The following is a 20529-nucleotide window of genomic DNA, read 5'->3' as shown; positions in this document are numbered from 1 at the left end:
ACCCAAGTGAATCCCGCGCCGGGTCACCCGCGCGCCGCCGCACAACCAGATCTCGTACTGCGCCGGGCCGCGTCGCGTGGCGCCCGGAGAACGACGGAGGGGCGGTGGTGGGGTCCGAAGACCGCACCACCGCCCCTCCGACTTGGTGCGTCAGGCCTTGCCGAGGATCCGGTTCAGGTTCGTACCGCACTCGGGGCACTTGGCCTTGGCCATGCGCGTGCCCTTGTCGTTGACCTTGACCTCGCCGTCGGCGGTGCGCTTGGCCTTGCACTTGACGCAGTAGAACTCGCCGCTCCAGGTCTCTGCCATGAGGGCCCTCTCCTTGCTCTGAATACCAGCCGGGGCGGTGCGCCCCAGGCCGTCGTGGATGCTTTCGGCAGACCGTCCTGCCGTAGGCCGTTCGGCCCAATCGGGATTCACCCTACGGCAGGCTGAGAGCGGCTCAAGCGCAACTCCCGGCCCGCGTGCCGCCTGGAAACCCTTTTCCGAGGTCCGTCGCGAAACGGAACAGGCTCCCGGTTGTCCGCCTTCGGAACCGCTCGGCTTCCCCTCCGAGCGGCCCCGGAGGCGGTCCGGGAGCCTGCTGGAACAGACGCTGCCAGGCCGGCGTCCCGGTGGCAAGCCCACGTTGTCCACCCCTGTGGATAAACCTGTGGGCAAGCTGTGGGGCACGCCGATCGACGCTGTGGACGACCGGGGGAACAGGATGTGAACAAACATCCTCACCGGTCCCGCCAAAAGCCTTCTGACCTGCGGAAACGTCTATTCACAGGATGTGGACAGAAGAAAGTTGGAAGATTCCGTGCGGTAGCGTCTCAGCTATGGCCGAGTCTCCACCGCGCTCGATCCCGCCGTACGTGGACATCCGCCGCAGCAAGCGGCGGAAGCGCACCGTGAGCGCCTATCGCGACGGCGAGCGGGTGGTCGTGCTGATGCCCGACCGGCTGTCCGCCGTGGAGGAGGCGCGCTGGGTCGAAACCATGCTCCAGCGGCTGGAGAAGCAGCGCAGCAGATCCCGCGTGTCGGACGAAAAATTGTTGGCCAGAGCACACGAACTCGCGTGTCGCCACCTCCCTGAAGTGCCCGAACCTGCGTCAGTCCGGTGGGTTTCGAACCAAAACAGACGGTGGGGCTCCTGTACTCCGGCGGACCGTTCGATCCGTTTGTCGAGCCGGCTGCAGTCGATGCCGGCCTGGGTCGTGGACTACGTCCTGATCCACGAGCTGGCCCACCTGATCGAGCCCGCCCACGACGCCGCCTTCTGGAAACTGGTCCACCGTTTCCCCAAGTCCGAGCGCGCCGAGGGCTACCTCGAAGGCATCTCCGCCGCCGCCAACCTCACCCTCGACGACTTCTAAACCCCCGCCCCCGTACGCCGCACCCACTCCGGACCAGGACGCCCCCCGACGCCGGCGCCGGCGCCGGCGCCGGCGCTCCGCGCTCCGCCCGCGGTTGTCGGGACCTCGGACACCCACCTGGAACTGTGAACAAGCTATTTCCTGACCGAGGTCCCGACGTACTGTCCGAACCCCCGAAAGCCGGCCCCAAGCTCCGGTGCCGAGGTGGGTTCCCCGGGGTGTTCAGCTGTTTACCCCGGGGGTGGGGGTGGGGCCAGCACCAGGGTGGAGTCGGTGGGTTCCTGCATGGTGGCGAACCCCTGGTGTCGCACAGGCTGAGTCCCGTGAAGCCAGTACGGCGTCGGGCCGGGCTGGGAGGGTGCGCCGAGGGGGCGCAGAGGGGCAGGAACCATGGCCAGGGGACAGATCACGGTACGGGCGGCACGCTGGAGCGCCACCCATCCGTGGCGGGCGATCGCGATGTGGGTCGCCGTCGTCATCGCTTGCTTCGCGCTCGGCTCGGTGACGGGCACGAAGCAGTCGGACAACGAGGGTGACATCGGCGAGGTGACCCGGGCCGACAACATCGTGAAGTCCGGCAACTTCGACGACCCGGACGTCGAGAGCGTGCTGATCACCGCACCCTCCGGCCAGCTGGACAAAGCTGCTGCCGACAAGGTCGCCGGCGTCGTCACCCAGCGGATGCGCGCACTCGGCGGGGTCAGTGAGGTCGCCAAGCCGATGCTCTCTCCGAACAAGGAAGCGCTGATCGTCAGGGTGACCCTGAAGGACGGCGACTCCGACGACCGGGTCCAACCGTTGCTCGACGCCACCGCGAAGGTCCAGCAGGAGTACCCGAACCTGCGGGTCGAGGAGGTCGGCGGCGAGTCGATCGACAAGGCGCTGAACGAGACGCTCGGCAAGGACTTCAAGCGGGCCGAGATATTCAGCCTGCCGGTGACGCTGGCGATCCTGCTACTCGCGTTCGGTGCGCTCATCGCTGCCTCGGTGCCGCTGCTGCTCGCCCTGTCCGCGGTCGCCGCAGCCATCGGCCTCTCCGCAGCCGCCTCGCAGTTGATCCCAGCGGTCGACGCGGTCAACAGCGTCATCCTGCTGATCGGTATGGCGGTCGGTGTCGACTACTCGCTCTTCTACCTCCGCCGAGAGCGCGAGGAACGTGCCAAGGGTCGCGGTCACGTCGACGCGGTAGAGATCGCCGCAGCAACCTCAGGCCACGCGGTAGTGGTCTCCGGTACGGCGGTAATCATCTCGATGGCCGGCCTCTTCCTTGCCCGTGACGCGGTGTTCTCGTCCTTCGCAGTCGGCTCGATCCTGGTCGTCGCCGTGGCAGTCGTCGGTTCGCTGACAGTGCTGCCCGCAGTACTCGCCAAGCTCGGCCGCTGGGTCGACAAGCCGCGGATCCCGCTCGTATGGCGCCTGACGGCGAACAAGAGCAAGCCGCGCTTCTGGCCGACAATGCTCAAGCCGGCCCTGAAGCACCCGGTCGTCACCTTGCTGATCTCGGTCACCGCGCTGCTGGCGGTCGCATCACCCGCACTGGGCATGTCACTGAAGTTCCCGGGCACCGAGGACCTGCCGCGCGACACCGCGGTGATGAAGGCGTACGACCGGCTCACTGCGGCTTTCCCGAGCACCGGCACCAGCCACGAGGTCGCAGTACGGGCTCCTGCCAACCAGCAGCCTGCAGTGCAGGCAGCGCTGGCCGACCTGGTCAAGCGCACCCAGTCCGACAAGCTGTTCGCACAGGACGGGCTGGAGGAGCCGCGGGTCTCCAAGGACGGCACAGTGACCACACTCGAGGTCGCAACGCCGTACGAGGGTGGTAGCCAGCAAGCACGCGACTCACTCACCAAGCTGCGCAAGGACCTGATGCCGGAGACTGTCGGCAAGGTGCCGGGAGTGGAGTACGCCGTCGGCGGGTTCGTGGCGGCCGATGTCGACTACGCGGCCCACACGCGGGCCAAGCTGCCGCTGGTGATCGGGTTCGTCCTGCTGCTGACGATGATCGTGATGATGGTGACGTTCAGGTCCGTGGTCGTGGCGGTCACGGCGATCCTCCTGAACCTGCTCAGCGCCGGCGCGGCGTACGGAGTGGTGACGGCGGTCTTCCAGAACACCTGGGCCGAGGGCATCCTCGACTTCAAGTCGAACGGAGCGGTGGTCTCCTGGCTGCCACTGTTCCTCTTCGTGGTGCTGTTCGGGCTGTCGATGGACTACCACGTCTTCGTGGTCAGCCGGATCCGCGAGGCAGTACTGCGGGGCGTGCCGACCAAGCAGGCCGTTGCCGAAGGCATCACCGGTTCGGCCGGCGTGGTGACCAGCGCGGCGGCGGTGATGATCGGAGTGTTCGCGGTCTTCGCCACCCTGAGCACCCTCGACATGAAGCAGCTCGGTGTCGGCCTGGCGGTCGCGATCCTGATCGACGCGACCATCATCCGGGCGGTCGTCCTGCCGAGCATCATGACCCTGCTCGGCGACGCCAACTGGTGGGCTCCGAAGTGGATGCGGGGCAAGCAGCCCAAGCACGCCGCTCCGACCGCGGCCCCCGAGGAGGAGCGCGAGCTCACCCCCGTCGGCTGATCTCCCCAGCCCGTACTAGCGCCCCGCCGCGGGACTTCCCCCGGCGGGGCGCCGCACGTTCTTCAGCTGACCGGCGCTTACGTCCGAAGAACCGTGGGCGGGCCCCTCGCCTCCTCGGACGCAAGAGGCAGGCGCGGCGCCGCACGTTCTTCAGCTGACCGGCGCTTACGTCCGAAGAACCGTGGGGCAGGACCCTCGGCCCCTCGGACGCAAGAGGCGCTCGGGTCAGCTGATCGGTTCCAGGCGGACCGTCAGGCCCTTGGCTACTGGAGTGTTGCTGCCCTTCGCCACGTCGTCGGCGGACATCAGCACGTTCGTCTCCGGGTAGTACGCCGCCACGCAGCCGCGTGCGGTCGGGTAAGAAACCAGCCGGAAGCCCGCAGCCCGGCGCTCGACACCTCTGAACTCGCTGACGATGTCGACGCGCTGCCCGTCCTTCAGACCAAGCTCCTTCAGGTCATCGGGATTGACGAACACCACCTCGCGAGTGCCGTCCACCCCGCGGTAGCGATCCTGCAGCCCGTAGATCGTCGTGTTGAACTGGTCGTGGCTCCGCATCGTCTGCAGCAGCAGCTTTCCAGGATCGGTGGGCAGCCAGGAGAGGTCGTTCGCGCTGAACTGTGCCTTCGCATCAGAGGTCTTGAACTCGCGCTTGTCCCGCGCCGCGTGCGCGAGCAGGAACCCGCCGTCGTTGGCCCGGAGCCGATCCTCGAAATTCTCGTACCCGTCGCAGACGCGCCCGATCCGCTGCCGGATCAGGCTGTAGTCGTCGGCGAAATCCGCCCACGGGATCTGCCCGACCTCCGGTACCACCATCGCGGCGATCCCGCTGACGATGCCGATCTCCGACTTCATCTCGGCTGCCGGCGGCACCAGGTTCCCGGTGGACAGGTGAACGGCACCCTGGGAGTCCTCCACGGTCACCGACTGCGGACCATGAGGTGTGTGGTCGTGATCGGTCCGCCCGAGCGTCGGCAGGATCAGCGCCTCGCGCCCGGTCACCGTGTGCGAACGGTTCAGCTTGGTCGACACGTGCACGGTCAGGTCGCACTCGCGCAATCCCCTGTGGACAACGTCCGTGTCCGGCGTCGCGCTCGCGAAGTTGCCGCCCATCGCGAAGAACACCCGTACTGCGCCGTCGCGCAACCGCTGCACCGTTTCGGCAGAGTCGATGCCGTGATCCCGTGGTGAGCTGAACGCGAACTCGGCGTCCAGTCTGTCGAGGAACGCGTCCGGCATCTTCTCCCAGATGCCCATGCTCCGGTCGCCCTGCACGTTCGAGTGGCCGCGCACCGGGCACGGACCAGCACCGGGCTTACCGATGTTGCCCTGCAGCAGCAGGACGTTGACGATCTCGGTGATGGTGGCAACTGCTTCGCGGTGCTGGGTCAGCCCCATCGCCCAGCAGATCACCGTCGCCTTGGACTTGATGAACCGCTGGGTGAACTCCTCGATCTCGGCCCGGGCCAATCCGGTAGCCAGCTCGACAGCAGCCCAGTCCAGCTCCGCGTTGTGCTTGGCATACAGCTCGTACCCGCTGGTGTGCGACTCGATGAAGTCCTTGTCCAGCACCGTTCCCGGCGCGGCCGCCTCGGCCTCCAGCAACAAGTGCCCGACGGCAAGGAACAGGGCCTGGTCGCCACCGATCCGGATCTGCAGGTGCTGATCCGCCAGCGCGGTGCCCTTGCCGATCCAGCCGGACGGCCGCTGCGGGTTCTTGAAGTTCATCAGGCCCGGCTCGGGCAGCGGGTTGACCGACACGATGTCGCCGCCGCGCTTCTTGGCGATCTCCAGATGGCTGAGCATCCGGGGCGCGTTCGTGCCGGGGTTCTGGCCGACGACCACGATCAACTCGGCTTCCTCGAGCATCTCGAGCGTGACCGCACCCTTGCCGCTGCCGATCACCCGCGTCAGCGCGGTACCGGATGATTCGTGGCACATGTTGGAGCAGTCGGGCAGGTTGTTCGTGCCGTAGGCCCGGACGAAGAGCTGATAGAGGAACGCTGCCTCGTTGCTGGTCCGGCCGGAGGTGTAGAAGACGGCGTCGTCGGGGTCGGCCAGAGCCTTCAGATGCCGGGCGACCACCTTGAACGCCTCGTCCCAGCCCACCGGCTCGTAGTGGGAGGCGCCGGCCCGGAGCAGCATCGGCTCGGTGATCCGGCCGAGTTTGCCGAGCTCGAACTCCGAGATCCGGTTCAGCTGGTCGATCGAGTGGTCCGCGAAGAAGGCGCGCGGGACCCGTTTGCGGGTCGCCTCCCAGGCGACCGCCTTGGCGCCGTTCTCGCAGAACTCGGCCGCGTGCTTGCGCTTGCTGTCCGGGTCGGGCCAGGCGCAGGACGGGCAGTCGAAGCCGCCGTCCTGGTTCATCTTCAGGAAGACTTTGCCGGTCCGGACCGGCCCCATCTCGCGGAAGCCGAACTTGAACGACGAGAGCACGGCCGGTACGCCGGCGGCCTTCTTCTTCGGATGTTCGATATCGACCATGGTTCAACCATAAATCTTCCTGTCACCACGAGCAGGTTTGATAGGCGTCGGAATGGCTGGATGGGCACTCGGCCCACAGCAGGCCGCCCGAGTGTGTGCCGCGAGCCCATAGTGCGACGCGGCGGGGATTTCTAGAGTCCTCGGCCATGGAGACCCGTCGAGCCCTCGTCACCGGAGCAGCGTCCGGCATCGGTGCGGCGTGCGCCCGCCGGCTCGCCGCGGACGGCGTACACGTGATCGCTGTCGACTACGACGCGGACGGCGTGGCAGCACTTGCCACAGACGGCATCGAACCGCTAGCAGCCGACCTGTCTGATCTGGACGGCCTGAGCAGCCTTCCGACCGACATAGACATCCTCGTGAACAACGCGGGCGTACAGCAGGTCGCCCCGGTGGAGCAGTTCCCGCCGGAGCGCTTCGGCTACATCCTGCGCCTCATGCTGGAGTCGCCGTTCCGCCTGATCCGGCAGACCTTGCCGTACATGTACGGGCGCGGCTGGGGCCGGGTAATCAACATCTCCTCGGTCCACGGCCTCAGGGCCAGCCCGTTCAAGGCGGCGTACGTCGCTGCCAAGCACGGCCTGGAAGGGCTCAGCAAGGTGGTCGCACTCGAAGGTGCGGCCCACGGTGTCACCAGCAACTGCGTGAATCCGGCGTACGTCCGTACTCCGCTCGTCACGGCTCAGCTGGCCGACCAGGCGGCCACCCACGGGCTGACCGAGTCGGAAGTACTGGAGAAGGTCCTGCTCGAACCGGTCGCGGTGAAGCGGCTGATCGAGCCGGCCGAGGTGGCCGAGCTGGTCGCGCTGCTGTGCGGCCCGGCCTCGGCCTCACTCACGGGGAGTTCACTCGTCCTCGACGGCGGCTGGACCGCCCACTAAAAGGAGCCCGCCATGTCATCCACCGAAACCGCAGCGACGACCAGGACCCCGATAGCGAGGGTGGTCGGTGCCAGCCTGATCGGCACCACCGTCGAGTGGTACGACTTCTTCCTGTACGGCGTGGCCGCGTCCGTCATATTCGGGGATCTGTTCTTCCCCAAGGGCGAGCAGCTCACCGGCACGCTACTGAGCTTCGCCACCTTCGCCGTCGGGTTCTTCGCCCGGCCGATCGGCGGTGTCGTCTTCGGTCACTTCGGGGACCGGCTGGGGCGCAAGAACCTGCTGGTGCTGTCCCTGCTGATGATGGGGGCCGCCACCTTCGCCATCGGCTTGCTGCCGACGTACGCGCAGGTCGGTGCGCTCGCACCGGTGCTGTTGACGCTGCTGCGCCTCATCCAGGGCTTCGCTCTCGGCGGTGAGTGGGGTGGCGCGGTACTGATCGTGTCCGAGCACGGTGATCCCAAGCGGCGCGGGTTCTGGTCGTCCTGGCCGCAAGCGGGTGCTCCTGCCGGTCAGCTGATCGCGAACGGCGTACTGGCTGGGCTGGCCGCCTTCCAGGACGACGCTGCGTTCGACAAGTGGGGCTGGCGCATCCCGTTCCTGCTGTCCGCAGTACTGGTGCTGGTAGGGCTCTGGGTGCGGCTGCGGATCGAGGAGTCGCCGCTGTTCAAGGAGGCGCGGGCCAAGCAGGAGCCGACCGACAAGCTGCCCTTCGTGGAGGTCATCACCAAGTACCCGCGTGAGGTGCTCACCGCGATGGGCGCCCGGATGGCGGAGAACGTCAGCTACTACATCTTCACCATCGTGATCGCGACGTACGCGAAGGAGCACCTGAAGCTGGACAAGTCGTTCGCGCTGAACGCCGTCCTGATCGGTGCCGCGATCCACTTCTGCGCGATCCCGTTGTGGGGCGCGTTGTCCGACCGGATCGGGCGCAAACCGGTCTACCTGTTCGGTGCGATCGGCGTCGGGATCTGGGCGTTCGTCTTCGTCGCCCTGGTGAACACGAAGAACTTCGCGCTGGCGGCGCTGGCCGTCACGGTCGGCCTGATCCTGCACGGCGCGATGTACGGCCCGCAGGCGTCCTTCTTCACCGAGTTGTTCGGCACCAGGGTCCGGTACTCCGGGGTCTCGGTCGGCTACCAGCTGGCTTCGATCATCGCGGGCGGCCTGGCCCCGTTCATCGCGATCGCCCTGCTCAAGGCGTACGACTCCGGCTTCGCGATCTCCATCTACGTCGCCGTCTGCGCGGTGATCTCCATCGTCGCGGTCACCTCGTACGGCGAAACCTCCCGCCGGGACCTGACCACGCTGTGAGAATCGCTTGCGTCCGAAGAAGCGGTGGGACGTCAACTCCACTTCTTCGGACGCAAGAGGAGGAGTGGCATGATCGCGCAGATGGAGGACCTGCGGCAGTTGCTGGAGGCGAGCAAGAAGCGCGAGGCCGAGTTGTCGGCGCTCGTCGACGTCGCCCGCGAACTCGCCTCCACCCGCGATCCGGGCCGGGTCCTCGACACGATCGTGCACCGCGCCCGCACCCTGATCGGCACCGACGTGGCGTACCTGACCCTGTATGACGCGACGCAAGGCGACACCTACATGCGGGCCACCGACGGATCCGTGTCGGCCGCGTTCCAGCAGTTGCGGCTGTCGCTCGGGGCCGGACTCGGTGGCCTGGTCGCCGAAACGCACAAGCCGTACTGGACCGAGGACTACCCGGGCGACCGGCGGTTCCGGCACACCTCCCCGATCGACAACGCGGTCGGGGAGGAGGGCCTGGTCGCGATCTGCGGTACGCCGCTCATCGTCGACGGGGCCTTCGTCGGTGTCCTCTTCGCCTCCAACCGCACCCGCCGCCCGTTCAGCCGCGAGGAGGTGTCGCTGCTCGGATCATTGGCGGCGCTGGCAGCGGTGACGATCGTGCAGGTCCGCGCCGCGGCCGAAACCGCGGCGGCACTGGAACAGTTGTCCGCCGCTCACGCCGGGACCGAGCACGCCGCCGCGGCCCATGACAGGTTCGCCGAGATCGTCCTGTCCGGCGGCGACGTAGACGCGATCGCCGCCGCGCTGGCCGACCTGCTCGGCGTCTGGGTCGTCCTGGTCGGTGCTGCCGGCAACGAACTCGCCGGAGCCGGCGAGCGCCCCGGTGCTCGCAACCTCCCGATCCGATACGGCGCCGGCGGTGTGCGGTGGGGAGATTCGCCTGCTTCCGGCCGCCTGACGCCGGTCGGGGACTGCTGGGTGGTCGCCGCGACGGCCAAGGGTGAGCGTCTTGGTGCGCTGGTGATCGGTGGCGTGAACGACCTGTCCGGAGCCGACCGGCGCATCGTGGAACGTGCAGCGGTAGTCACTGCGCTCGTGCTCCTCTTCCGTCGTCAGGCCGCCGAACAGTCTCGCCGGGCGCAGGCCGACATCCTCGCCGACGCCCTGAGCGGCACGGCCGACCCCCGAGCCCTCGCTGATCGCCTACGCCTGCTTGACCCAGACCGACGTGCCGCCGGTCCGCTGACAGTCGCGGTCTGCCGAGGCGACCACAACGCAGTTCTGCGACTGTCAGCTCCGCTGGAGGACAAGCTGGTGCTCGGAGGCCCGTACGGCGGCGACCTCGTCCTCCTGTTCGCAAGCCCCACCACTGCCAAGGAGCTGTCGGACCTAGCGCGGCGCACCAACCTCACCATCGCTGTGACCGGACCAGCCACCTGGGGACCGGCCCTGGTCGAGGCACACCAACAGGGGACCAGGTTGGTCACCACGATGCTCCGCTTAGGTCGATCGGGAGAGTCAGCCGCACCTGACGACCTAGGCGTCGCCGGCCTCGTCGGTGCCGCGCAGGTCGACATCGAAGCCCACGTGCACCACCTGCTGGGCGCAGTACTCGCCTACGACGAGCAGCGAGGCACAGACCTGATCGGCACCATGCAGGCCTACTTCGCCGCAGGTCAGAGCCCAACCAGGGCCGCCGTTGAGCTCCACATTCACCCCAACACCGTCCAGCAACGCCTCGACCGAATCACCGCTCTCGTAGGCGATGGCTGGCAGCAGCCGGCACGCGCGCTCGATGTGCAGGTCGCGCTCCGCCTGCTCCAAGCGATCAGGGGATGAGCACAAGCCGCCCGCGAACCCCGCCCTTCGCCAGCCGCGCGTAAGCCGTCGGGCCGTCCTCCAGCGGGTAGGTGTCCGCCACCCGAGTGGAGATGACTCCTGCCTCCACCAGTCGCACAAGCTCGACCAGATCGGCCCGGTTGGCATCGGCGAAGATCGGGAACAGAGTGATTCCGCGCAACTGCGTAGGCGGCGGACCGGCGACCACATGTGCATGGCGTCCCCGGTTCCGCACAGATTCCTGCGCCCCGATTCCGATCACTGCCGCATCGACCAACCCGTCCACACCGGCCGGCACTATCGCATGCACAGCCGCTGTCAGCTCGGCCGATCGCGGTACGAAGTAGTCGGCTCCGAACCCCCGTACAAGGTCCTCGTCGTCTTCACCGGCCGTAGCGATCACCGTGAGCCCGCGGTGCTTCCCGAGCTCAACCGCATAGCCACCAACGCCACCGCCGGCACCGGTGACGAGCAGCGTCTGCCCAGGGCTCAAGGCGAGCGCGTCCAACGCCTGGTACGCCGTCAACGCATTCAGCGCGAACGTAGAAGCGGCCACTGGGTCCAGCCCGGCTGGTGCGGGTGCGACCGCCGACGCGTTCAGTACGACGTACTCCGCGTGGGTCTTCAGCGGTCGGCCGAGCAGGTCGGCGACACCGACGACCGCAGTACCGACTGGCAGGTCCACGCCCTGACCGGCCGCATCGATCGTCCCGGCGACATCCCAACCGATGCCGAACTGTTCTCGCGGCGCGGAGAGGTTGTAGTCGATCAAGGTCCCGTCGGCGGTGGCGACGTCGACCGGGTTCACGGCCGCAGCGGACACCTTGAGCCGGATCTGCCCCTCGGCGGGCTCGGGGATGGCGGTGTCGATCAGCTCGACGGCCTCCGGGCCGTCCAGACGGCGGGCTACGAGTGCGCGCATCGAAGTGTTCTCCTCTGGTTCGGAAGTCATTGGTGGTACCACTGTTGGAGAGTTACTCTCTTTTCGGAAGTAGGCACCTTGAAGTTCGTACCGAACCCTGGGGAGAGCTATGCCGACACGTGACGCCGCCCAGCGGCGCGAGGACGCGGCGCAGGCATACGACGCCTATCTGGCGTCCTGTCCGGCCCGGCAGTTGGTCGACCGGATCAGCGACAAGTGGGTGACGCTCGTCATCTCCGCGCTCGCCGACGGGCCGCAGCGATACTCCGATCTGTCCCGCCGGATCGCCGGCGTGAGCCAGAAGATGCTGACCCAGACGCTGCGGAGCCTGGAACGCGACGGCCTCGTCAGCCGCCAGGTGACCCCCTCGGTCCCAGTCCGAGTCGACTACGAGCTAACCCCACTCGGCCTGACCCTGATGCCCCTCATCCTCCACATCAAAGCCTGGGCCGAATGCCACATGGACAAGGTCGCCACCGCCCGCCAAACCTACGACGCCACCAAGTAGCCGTCCCCTGCTGCCGGGAGGACCTCGCGGCTTGTCTGTAGGTCATTCGTATGACAGGGCTGGTCCGATCGGTCAGCCGGTTGTAGACCGCCTGTCGCCCGTTCACCCGCTGTGACGAAATTCGCCCGAGATCCACTCTTGAGGCGGAGTCGACGCCGAGATCAGTGACACAGAGTGTGGACTCCCTTCTTCAGCGGGCGGGGGGTGCGGAATGGCGAACGGGCAGCTCATCACGGTCTTCGCGGCCAAGGGCGGTTGCGGCAAGACCACGCTGGCGACGAACCTCGCCACCGTCCTGCACGACCGCGGTGCGCACCGGGTCTGCCTGTTCGACCTCGACCTGGAGTTCGGCGACGCCGCCGGCGTACTCGGTCTGCGGTCCGAGCGCAGCATGATGGACGCGCTCTCGTACGACGCGGCCGGCGACCCCTCGTACGCCGACCTCACGCCGGCCGGCGCCCTCAAGTTGATGACGCCGTACCGGCCCGGACTCGACTGCTTGCTCGCTCCGACACGGCCGGGTGAAGCCGCCCTGATCCCGGTCTCACTGGTCAGCCGGCTGCTCGAAGTTCTTCCGCTGCTCTACGACTTCGTCGTGGTGGACACGCCGAGCCGGTTCAGCACCCAGGTGCTCGCGGCCCTCGACGCCGCGGACCACCACGTACTGGTGACGACACCGGACCGCCCTGCCTTGAAGAATCTCCGGGCCACCATCGACGTGCTCGACCTGCTGCAGTACGACCGGACCGCGCGATCGATCGTGGTCAACCGGTCGGACGCCGCCGCGGATCTGCCGGACAGCGTGCTGGACGAGCTGGTCAGGAGCCCGATCGCCGGCCACCTGCCCAGCTGGAACGGCGTACCGGCCTCGATCAACCGGGGCGAACCACTCGTGGCGGCCGACCGTGACCACCCGGTCAGCCTCGCCATCCGCCAACTCGCCGCCGCACTCCTCCCCACCGACGGGAGGTGTAGCCGCGACCCGCCTCCCGGCTAGCCACCGTCCCAGCAAGTCCAGCTCATCAAATCCCTTGAAAAGAAAGCGATTCATCATGCTTCAGCAACTACGTTCGGCACGCAAGAACGAATCCGGCTTCACCCTGATCGAACTCCTGATCGTCATCGTCATCCTCGGTGTCCTCTCCGGCATCGTCGTCTTCGCCGTCCAGGGCATCAACGACCGCGGAAACGCAGCGGCGTGCAAGACGGACAAGTCGTCCGTCATCACCGCGGTTGAGGCCTACTACGCCAAAACGGGCAGCTACCCGGCCGACTACGCCGCGCTGACGACCGCGCCGAACCAGTTCCTCCGCGCAGCGCCGACAGCGACCATGGCCAACGGCGGCTACGTGATCACCCTTGGGGCCAGCGACGGCACTGTCACCGCCTCCGGCGCCTGCACCTGATCGATCGCGGTAGCGAGGAAGGAGTTGAAGCCTCCCCGCCACCTCCCGACCACTGCCGGGGAGGGCAGACCCCCCAAGGGCCCTTCCCGGCAGTGTTCCAGCCGCCTCACCTGAAGGAAGTCTCATGAACGGTCTTGCTCGCGGTAGCCGCGTCGACGTGCTGCTGGAGGAGCTTTGGAACGCAGGCGGCACCGACCTGCTGCTCACCGTGGGCATGCCGCCGCAAATCCGGGTCCACGGCGAACTGCACCCCGTCATCAACGCGGCGATTCTCAGCCACGACGACACCGACGAACTGCTCGCCGAGCTCTTCACGCCGGCCCAGGCAGAGGCCTGGTGCAACAGCTTCGAGCTCGACTTCTCCTTCTCCTGGCGCGACAACGCCCGGATCCGCGGTAACGCCTTCAGCCAGCGAGGCGACAGCACGGTCGCGCTCCGGATGATCCCGCGCAACATCCCAACCATGGCCGAGCTCGGCCTGCCGTCGATCCTCGGCGAGTTCGCCAAACAACATCAGGGCCTGATCCTGGTCACCGGCCCGACCGGATCCGGCAAGTCGACCACCCTCGCTGCCGTGATCAACCAGATCAACACCGACCGGGCCTGTCACATCATCACCATCGAGGACCCGATCGAGTACGTCCACGAGCACAAGCGCTCGGCCGTCAACCAACGTGAGGTCGGCAGCGACACCGCTTCCTTCCCCGACGCACTCCGCTCGGCCCTCCGCGAAGACCCCGACGTCCTGCTGGTCGGCGAGATGCGTGACCTCGAATCGATCCGGTTCGCGCTCACCATCGCCGAGACCGGCCACCTCGTCTTCGCCACCTTGCACACCAACGACACGGCCCAGTCGATCGCCCGCATCATCGATGTCTTCCCGCCGGAACAGCAGTCCCAGGTCCGGGTTCAGCTCGCCGCCGCGCTCAGCGGCGTCGTCTACCAACGGCTGATTCCACGGACCGGCGGCGGCCTGATCGCAGCGTACGAGGTACTGGTCGCCAACTCTGCGATCCGGAACCTGATCAAGGAAGGCAAGACGCACCAGTTGCGCAACTCGGTCGTCACCGGACAACGCGAAGGCATGCTCACGCTCGAGCAGTCCCTGTCCGTGCTCGTCCAGGCCGGGACGGTCTCGTACGACGACGCGGCCGCGCGCAGCCTCTACCCCAAGGACATCGAGACGCGGCCCCGGCTGCGGGCAGGAGTGCCGGCATGAGGCACCGCAAACGCGAAGAGATCGTGGCCGCCGCCAATGTGACCGCGCGGCCCGAGGTGCGTCCGGCGGCGACCGCCGAAGACCTGCAGATCGAGCGCAACCGAGCCAGGCAGATCGCCGAACGGCACGGACTCACGCAGGTCGATCTCCGCACGGTCAGCCCCGATCCGGCGGCGGTGGAGCTGATCGACGAGCAGACCGCCCGTGCACTCACCGCAGTACCGCTGACCGCCGACGAGCACGAGGTCGTCATCGCGGTTGCCGATCCTGAGGTGGAGACCGAGCTGCGAGCAGTGCTCGACCGCAGGCTCGTACTACGGATCGCCGCGCCGACCGACATCCTCAGTGCCATCGGCAACAGTTTCCGGGCCCTGAGCGGGATCGACTCGCGGCTCAAGATGTTCGAGGCCCGCGACGTGATCCGCAAGGACTCCAACCGGGTCGACGTGGCGGCCGCGAACGACGAGGCCCCGGTCGTCCAGGTCGTCCAGCTGATCATCACCCAGGCGCTTCGCGACCGCGCGTCCGACGTACACATCGAACCGCACGACGACCGGGTCCGGATCAGGTTCCGCGTCGACGGTGCCCTGCACGATCAACTCGAACTGCCCGGGTCGATCGGTCCCGCGGTGGTCAGCCGGATCAAGATCCTGGCCGACCTCAACATCGTCGAGCGGCGCCGCCCACAGGACGGCCAGATCAGCATGGACGTCGAAGGCCGCGAGGTCGACATCCGGGTCTCCACCACAGCCGTGGTCGGCGGCGAGAAGGTCGTGATGCGGCTGCTCGACAAGAGCCGCCCGCTGTTCAAGCTGGAACAGCTCGGAATGCCACCCGAGATGGCCACTCGCTATTCCAGCCTGCTCAGGTCGCCGTACGGAATGGTGATCTGCGCGGGGCCGACGGGCAGTGGCAAGACCACCACCTTGTACGGATCGCTCGGCGAGATCAACACGCCGGAACGCAACATCATGACCATCGAGGACCCGGTCGAGTACACCTTCTCGTCGATCAACCAGATCCAGATCAACGAGTCGGCCGGCATCACCTTCGCCGGCGGTCTGCGGTCGATCCTGCGGCAGGACCCCGACGTGATCCTCGTCGGCGAGGTCCGGGACGTGGAGACGGCGCGAATCGCGGTACAGTCCGCACTGACCGGTCACTTCGTGCTCTCTTCGCTGCACGCGACCGATGCGGCCACGGCCCTGCATCGCCTGCTGGACATGGGCATCGAGAACTTCCTGATCGCCTCGTCGGTCAGCGCGGTGGTCTCCCAGCGGCTGGTTCGCCGGATCTGCGACAACTGCCGCGAGACCTACCGGCCGCCGGCGGAAGAGGTCGCGTTCCTGGCCACCTTTGGCGGCGAGATCCCGGTCGGTGGGCTGGTCCGGGGAGCGGGCTGCAACTTCTGCTCGCACACCGGCTTCCTCGAGCGGACCGGTGTCTATGAACTGATGCCGGTGTCCGACGGCATCCGCGAACTGATCGTCGAGCGGGCCTCGCACGACGAGATCCGCAAGGTCGCGCGGTACGAGGGAATGCGAACCCTGCAAGAGGAAGCGGTTCGGTTGGTCGGAGCCGGAGTCACGACGGTCGCCGAGGTGCTCCGCTCCATCTACGTGGTCGGGAGCTGACATGACCAGATTTGCCTATGTCGCCGTCGCGCCCGACGGTCAGCGTGCCAAAGGGATCACCAAGGCGGACAGCCGCGAGGAGGCCGAGCTGGCTCTGTACGAGCGGGAGCTCCGCGACATCCGCGTGACGGAGAAGCCTGGTGTGCTCCAGTTGGAGATCACCGCGCGCCGGGTCAAGCGCGAGGAGGTCATGCACCTGTCCCGCCAGCTCGGTGCGTTCATCAAGGCGGGCCTGCCGCTGATCGACGCCGTGCACAGCCTCGGCCAGGAGGCCGACAACAACTCCGTGCGCCGGATGATGGCCGAGGTCGAAGAGGGTCTCCGGGGCGGCGAGAAGCTGTCGGACTGCTTCGACCGGCATCCCAAGATCTTCCCCGAGTTCTACCGGGGGATCCTCCGATCGGCCGAACTCAGCGGTCAGCTCGACTCGGTGCTGTCTCAGCTGGCGAAGTACCTCGAGCGTGATCTGGAGGCCCGGCGCAAGGTCAAGCAGGCAATGATCTACCCGACCATCGTCGCGCTCATGTCGCTCGTCACCGTCGTCGTGCTGGCCGCGTTCGTGTTACCGCGGTTCAAGGAGTTCTTCGCGAGCCTGCACGCCGAGCTGCCGCTGCCTACCAGGATGCTGCTCGCCGTCACCGACTTCCTCACCGCCTGGTGGTGGGCCGTCGGCCTCGGGGTAGCGATCGTGGCACTGGTCTTCTTCGCTGTCACGAGGACCCAAGGCGGCCGCTACGCCCGGGACAAGGTGTTTCTGGCGTTGCCCGTCGTCGGTGGCACCATCCGGTTCGCTCTGGTCGAACGGTTCTGCCGGATCCTCTCGTCGATGGTCGGCGCCGGTGTCCAGCTTCCTGAGGCTCTGCGGGTGGCAACCGGTTCATTGCCGAACCTCGTCTTCCGGCGCGCTCTCGGCGGAGCCGGCGAGGCGCTGCTCGAGGGTGAAGGATTGGCGCGCCCGCTCGCGGCTACTGGCCTGTTCCCGACCACTGCGGCGCAGATGATGCGCGTCGGCGAGGACACCGGAACGCTCGACACCCAACTCGAGGTCACCGCGGAGTACTACGAGGGCGAGCTGGACTACAAGCTGAAGAAACTGATCGGCCTGTTCGAGCCGGCCGTCATCATCGCGATGGGCGTCGTCGTCGGCTTCGTCGCCGTCGCGCTGGTGTCCGCGATGTACGGCATCTTCCGTCAGGTCCAGGGCTGATGCCCGCCCGCCACCGGGTCGCCGACGAGCGAGGGGAGACCCTGGTCGAGGTCCTGCTCGCCGTCGCGATCATGGGCATCGCCGCGGTGGCCCTGATGGCCGGCCTCACCACGAGCGTCCTGATGTCCGACATCCATCGCAAACAGGCCACCGCCGGTACCGCGGTCCGCGACTACGCCGAGGCCCTGCAGAACTACGTTGCCGACGGCCACTATATCGACAGCTGCGCCTCGCCGGCGCCGTACGCGCTCAGCTCTTTCACGAACCCAGGGGGCTTTCAGCACTCGGTCGTCCCCGGATCGATGCGGTACTGGGACGGTAGTGCCTGGAAGCCGACCTGTACGACGGACAAGGGTCTGCAGAAGCTGACGATCCGGGCCAACAGCGACGACGGCCGGGCGAGCGAGCAGCTGGTCGTAGTACTGCGTAAGCCTTGCAGGCTGGGGGATGACCTATGCGGGTAAAGGACCGGATCCGTTCCGAAGCTGGGTTCACTCTGGTCGAGTTGCTGGTGGCGATCGTCATCATCGGCATCATCACGATCCCCCTCTCCGGCACAGTGGTCAGCGCTCTGAAGAACACCGGTACCACTCAGGACCGGATGGCCTTGTCGCACGACGCGCAGCTCAGCTCGTCGTACTTCGCCCGTGACGTGGCCGCCGTCGGTATCCGCGACTACGACAACGTCAGCGGCAATTCCCTTCCGTTCAAGCCGTCCGTCCAGCTGAACGCGGCCTACAACCAGGGTGGTTACACCTGTGGAGCAGTCGGTACGCCGACCGCGGCGCTGCGGTTGCTGTCCGATTCGTGGGACCCGGCCGACTCGATGACAAGCCCGAAGACGGTGGTCATCGCCTACTACTTGAAGACAGTCGCCGGTTCGACTGAACTGCACCGGCTGAAGTGCCCGGGTAGTGACACCCCTGTCGACGTGCTGATCGCACACAACGTGAAGCCCGGAAGTGTCACGGTGAACTGCTCGTCGAACTGCGAGCTGGCGGCGGTGCCGAACGAGATCACCCTTCGCCTGGTCGCGACGAAGCCCTCGGTCGGCGACTACCCGATCACGCTCAACGGTCAGCGGAGGCAGTCATGAAGTCCCGGTTCACGCGTGCCCGCTCCGAGGACGGTGCCGCGCTGGTGCTGGTCCTGATCCTGGTCACGGTGATCGCGGTCGGCCTGGCAGCGCTGCTGACCAGATCGGACACCGGCCTGCGGGAGACGGTAGGACTTCGCGATCAGGCAGCCGCGACGTACAACGCGGATGGTGCACTACAGGCGTCGATCAACAACCTCCGCAACAGCACCTACAACGATGCCGCCGGCCAAAAGTGCTTCGGCGCCTCCAACACCCTGCAGCTGAACGGTTTCTACGGTGCCGACTCGGCCGCGGTCACCTGCTCCGCGGACCCGAAGAAGGTGCTGATCCAATGCCCGTCGTTGTCCCAGTGCAACCGCCCGGGCAACGCGATCCTGACGCTGGGCAAGGTCAGTGGTGAAGACGGCCTCAACATCCAGCAACCGACCGGCTCGACCTTCCGGGTCCGGGGCAACGTCTTCTCCAACTCGAACATCAACGTCGTCAACGGTGCGCTGAGCACCAATGCCGCTGTCTGGGCCCGGACCTCCTGCGCGGGCACCATCCAGAGTGCGCCCGCACCTTCTTGCAACTACGCCAGTACGCCGAACGTGCTCGGCGACGATCCCAACTATGTGCCTGCGGCAACGGATCCGCCGGTCCATCGCGACCTGCCGTCTTGCACGACTGCCAACTCGGTGGTGTCCTTCCTGCCTGGCACCTACGACGACGTGGTCGGGCTGAACAACATGATGCAGGGCAATAGTTCCTGCAAGCACAGCACGTGGTGGTTCAAGCCAGGGGTGTACTACTTCGACTTCCGCAACAACGGGGTGAACTCCAACCCCCTGTTGTCGGCAGGACCTGACGGCAACACCTGGACGGTCAACGACGGCAAGCTGGTCGCGGGCACACCTGTCAATGCGGCCGGCGCCATCATCGCCGGCCCACAGGTGCCCGCCACCATTCCAGGCTCGTGCGACAACCCGATCAAGAATGCGTCCGCGGTCGGCGTGCAGTTCATCTTCGGCGCCGACAGCCGCTTCGCTGTGAAAGCCGGAGAGGTCGAGATCTGCGGCACCTATCACGTCGACAAGGCACCGGTCGCGATCTACGGACTGAAGTCCGGAGCCGACACGGCGACGAGTTGGACCGGCGCCAACGCGTTGGCGATGACCGCAGTCGATACTGCGGGCGCATTCTCGAACGCGGCCAACATCGCCGGCCCCGACGGCCAACTGTCGACCTGGACGAAGAGTGGCAGCAGCACTCAGACCGGTACGGTCACGGTCAAGGGCTACCCACCGTCGAGCGCGATACCCGAGGGATCCGTGCTGAAATCCGCCAAGCTCGTCGCCGTGCACGGCAACTCCGCTGGATCGACCCAGGACAACCTGTCCGTACAGATCAGCCCCACCGGCGGCACGCCGTACACGGTGACAGTGCCCAGCTACAACGACACGGCGATGCACACGGACTCGATCGACATCCTCCAAGGCGGAACCGGAACGCTGGCACAGTTGGTCAACAAGGGGACGTATTCCGGAGCCAAGCTCGCCTACACCGCTGTCCTCAAGCACGCCGGCATCGAGCGGATCGACTCGCTCCGGATGGAGTTCACGTTCGTCCCGCCGGCCTTCCGCGGGGCCAGTGGCTGCGTCACCAGTGGCCCCTATACCGGCGGCGGTGAGGCTGCTGCCAACTGCTCGTTGGTCACTGCGGTGAACAACTCTGGTAACCAGTTCTACGTGCAAGGCACGACGTACGCGCCGAAGGCAGCCCTCGACATCACCTTGAACAACGCGGCCGAGCAGGTGTTCCGGTTCGGCGTGATCTCGCGTTCCCTGTGGGTCAAGGAGACCGGCAGCTTCTCGTACACGGGTGCGGTGATCGAGGTTCCGGACGACTCTCCAGGGTTCGTCTTCAGCATGTACTTGTCGGTCTACATCTGCCCGAAGTCGGCGACCTGCACTCCAGCCGGCTCTCCGGCACTGCGATCCAAGGTGGCCTTGGTGGACAGTGATCCGACCACACCTCACGCGGGTGCACGGCAAGTGACGATCCTCAGTTGGTCTCGTCCCGGGTGAGGGGTGAAAAGTGAGGATCGGGGTTACTGATTGTGATATTGGGCGGTCTCGGTTCGGGGTGGG

17 protein-coding genes are annotated in these 20529 nt (G+C 66.8%); 14 read left to right on the top strand and 3 right to left on the bottom strand.

Going from position 1 to position 20529, the window contains the following annotated elements; translation table 11 throughout:
* Positions 1 to 150: 150 nt before the first annotated feature.
* Positions 151 to 309 carry a DUF5679 domain-containing protein gene (locus F1D05_RS11160; protein WP_012922897.1) on the bottom strand — a complete coding sequence of 53 codons (159 nt, stop codon included), beginning with the start codon at positions 307 to 309 and terminating at the stop codon, positions 151 to 153.
* A gap of 512 nt (positions 310 to 821) precedes the next feature.
* On the opposite strand from F1D05_RS11160, the gene F1D05_RS11155 reads away from it, so the two are divergent.
* Both F1D05_RS11155 and F1D05_RS11150 read left to right on the top strand, forming a co-directional pair.
* Positions 822 to 1358 carry a M48 family metallopeptidase gene (locus tag F1D05_RS11155; RefSeq protein ID WP_185447410.1) on the top strand — a complete coding sequence of 179 codons (537 nt, stop codon included), beginning with the start codon at positions 822 to 824 and terminating at the stop codon, positions 1356 to 1358.
* Between the two features lie 390 nt (positions 1359 to 1748).
* On the top strand, positions 1749 to 3938 hold the full coding sequence (locus F1D05_RS11150) for an MMPL family transporter (RefSeq protein WP_185447408.1): 2190 nt from the start codon (positions 1749 to 1751) through the stop codon (positions 3936 to 3938).
* 225 nt (positions 3939 to 4163) lie between these two features.
* Here F1D05_RS11150 and F1D05_RS11145 read toward each other — a convergent pair whose 3' ends face one another.
* Entirely contained in the window at positions 4164 to 6422 is a 2259-nt protein-coding gene (locus tag F1D05_RS11145; protein ID WP_185447406.1) for an FdhF/YdeP family oxidoreductase, read from the bottom strand.
* Positions 6423 to 6568: 146 nt separating this feature from the next.
* On the opposite strand from F1D05_RS11145, the gene F1D05_RS11140 reads away from it, so the two are divergent.
* From F1D05_RS11140 to F1D05_RS11130, 3 genes are all read left to right on the top strand, one after another.
* On the top strand, positions 6569 to 7303 hold the full coding sequence (locus F1D05_RS11140) for an SDR family NAD(P)-dependent oxidoreductase (RefSeq protein ID WP_185447404.1): 735 nt from the start codon (positions 6569 to 6571) through the stop codon (positions 7301 to 7303).
* A 12-nt stretch (positions 7304 to 7315) separates the two neighbouring features.
* Entirely contained in the window at positions 7316 to 8620 is a 1305-nt protein-coding gene (locus F1D05_RS11135; RefSeq protein ID WP_185447402.1) for an MFS transporter, read from the top strand.
* Between the two features lie 69 nt (positions 8621 to 8689).
* Entirely contained in the window at positions 8690 to 10405 is a 1716-nt protein-coding gene (locus F1D05_RS11130) for a helix-turn-helix domain-containing protein (protein ID WP_185447400.1), read from the top strand.
* On the opposite strand, the gene F1D05_RS11125 is transcribed toward F1D05_RS11130, so the two are convergent.
* Entirely contained in the window at positions 10395 to 11327 is a 933-nt protein-coding gene (locus tag F1D05_RS11125) for an NADP-dependent oxidoreductase (protein ID WP_185447398.1), read from the bottom strand. The two genes, F1D05_RS11130 and F1D05_RS11125, sit on opposite strands and share 11 nt — an antisense overlap.
* Before the next feature lie 109 nt (positions 11328 to 11436).
* Here F1D05_RS11125 and F1D05_RS11120 point away from each other — a divergent pair, with 109 nt between their 5' ends.
* From F1D05_RS11120 to F1D05_RS11080, 9 genes are all read left to right on the top strand, one after another.
* Positions 11437 to 11835 carry a winged helix-turn-helix transcriptional regulator gene (locus tag F1D05_RS11120; RefSeq protein WP_185447396.1) on the top strand — a complete coding sequence of 133 codons (399 nt, stop codon included), beginning with the start codon at positions 11437 to 11439 and terminating at the stop codon, positions 11833 to 11835.
* A 211-nt stretch (positions 11836 to 12046) separates the two neighbouring features.
* The gene (locus F1D05_RS11115) at positions 12047 to 12832 is read left to right on the top strand and encodes an AAA family ATPase (RefSeq protein WP_185447394.1); all 786 of its coding nucleotides are present in this window, start codon (positions 12047 to 12049) and stop codon (positions 12830 to 12832) included.
* Positions 12833 to 12887: 55 nt separating this feature from the next.
* Positions 12888 to 13241, top strand: coding sequence for a type II secretion system protein (locus F1D05_RS11110; protein ID WP_185447392.1), 354 nt, complete (start codon positions 12888 to 12890; stop codon positions 13239 to 13241).
* 124 nt (positions 13242 to 13365) lie between these two features.
* Entirely contained in the window at positions 13366 to 14460 is a 1095-nt protein-coding gene (locus F1D05_RS11105; protein ID WP_246486594.1) for a type IV pilus twitching motility protein PilT, read from the top strand.
* Positions 14457 to 16094, top strand: coding sequence for a GspE/PulE family protein (locus F1D05_RS11100; protein ID WP_206686172.1), 1638 nt, complete (start codon positions 14457 to 14459; stop codon positions 16092 to 16094). The genes F1D05_RS11105 and F1D05_RS11100 overlap by 4 nt, the downstream gene beginning before the upstream one ends.
* Position 16095: 1 nt before the next feature.
* Positions 16096 to 17301, top strand: coding sequence for a type II secretion system F family protein (locus tag F1D05_RS11095; protein ID WP_185447390.1), 1206 nt, complete (start codon positions 16096 to 16098; stop codon positions 17299 to 17301).
* On the top strand, positions 17301 to 17765 hold the full coding sequence (locus tag F1D05_RS11090) for a type IV pilus modification PilV family protein (protein ID WP_185447388.1): 465 nt from the start codon (positions 17301 to 17303) through the stop codon (positions 17763 to 17765). The genes F1D05_RS11095 and F1D05_RS11090 overlap by 1 nt, the downstream gene beginning before the upstream one ends.
* The gene (locus F1D05_RS11085; RefSeq protein WP_246486593.1) at positions 17756 to 18397 is read left to right on the top strand and encodes a PilW family protein; all 642 of its coding nucleotides are present in this window, start codon (positions 17756 to 17758) and stop codon (positions 18395 to 18397) included. Before F1D05_RS11090 ends, F1D05_RS11085 begins: the two co-directional genes overlap by 10 nt.
* Positions 18394 to 20466, top strand: a complete 2073-nt coding sequence (locus tag F1D05_RS11080) for a hypothetical protein (RefSeq protein WP_185447386.1) — start codon at positions 18394 to 18396, stop codon at positions 20464 to 20466. The genes F1D05_RS11085 and F1D05_RS11080 overlap by 4 nt, the downstream gene beginning before the upstream one ends.
* The last annotated feature ends 63 nt before the right edge of the window (positions 20467 to 20529 follow it).

Origin of the sequence: Kribbella qitaiheensis (assembly GCF_014217565.1) — a bacterium.
Classification (GTDB): Bacteria; Actinomycetota; Actinomycetes; order Propionibacteriales; family Kribbellaceae; genus Kribbella; species Kribbella qitaiheensis_A.
Note: the sequence above shows the minus strand (reverse complement) of the source record. Positions and strands in the feature narration are given on the sequence as shown.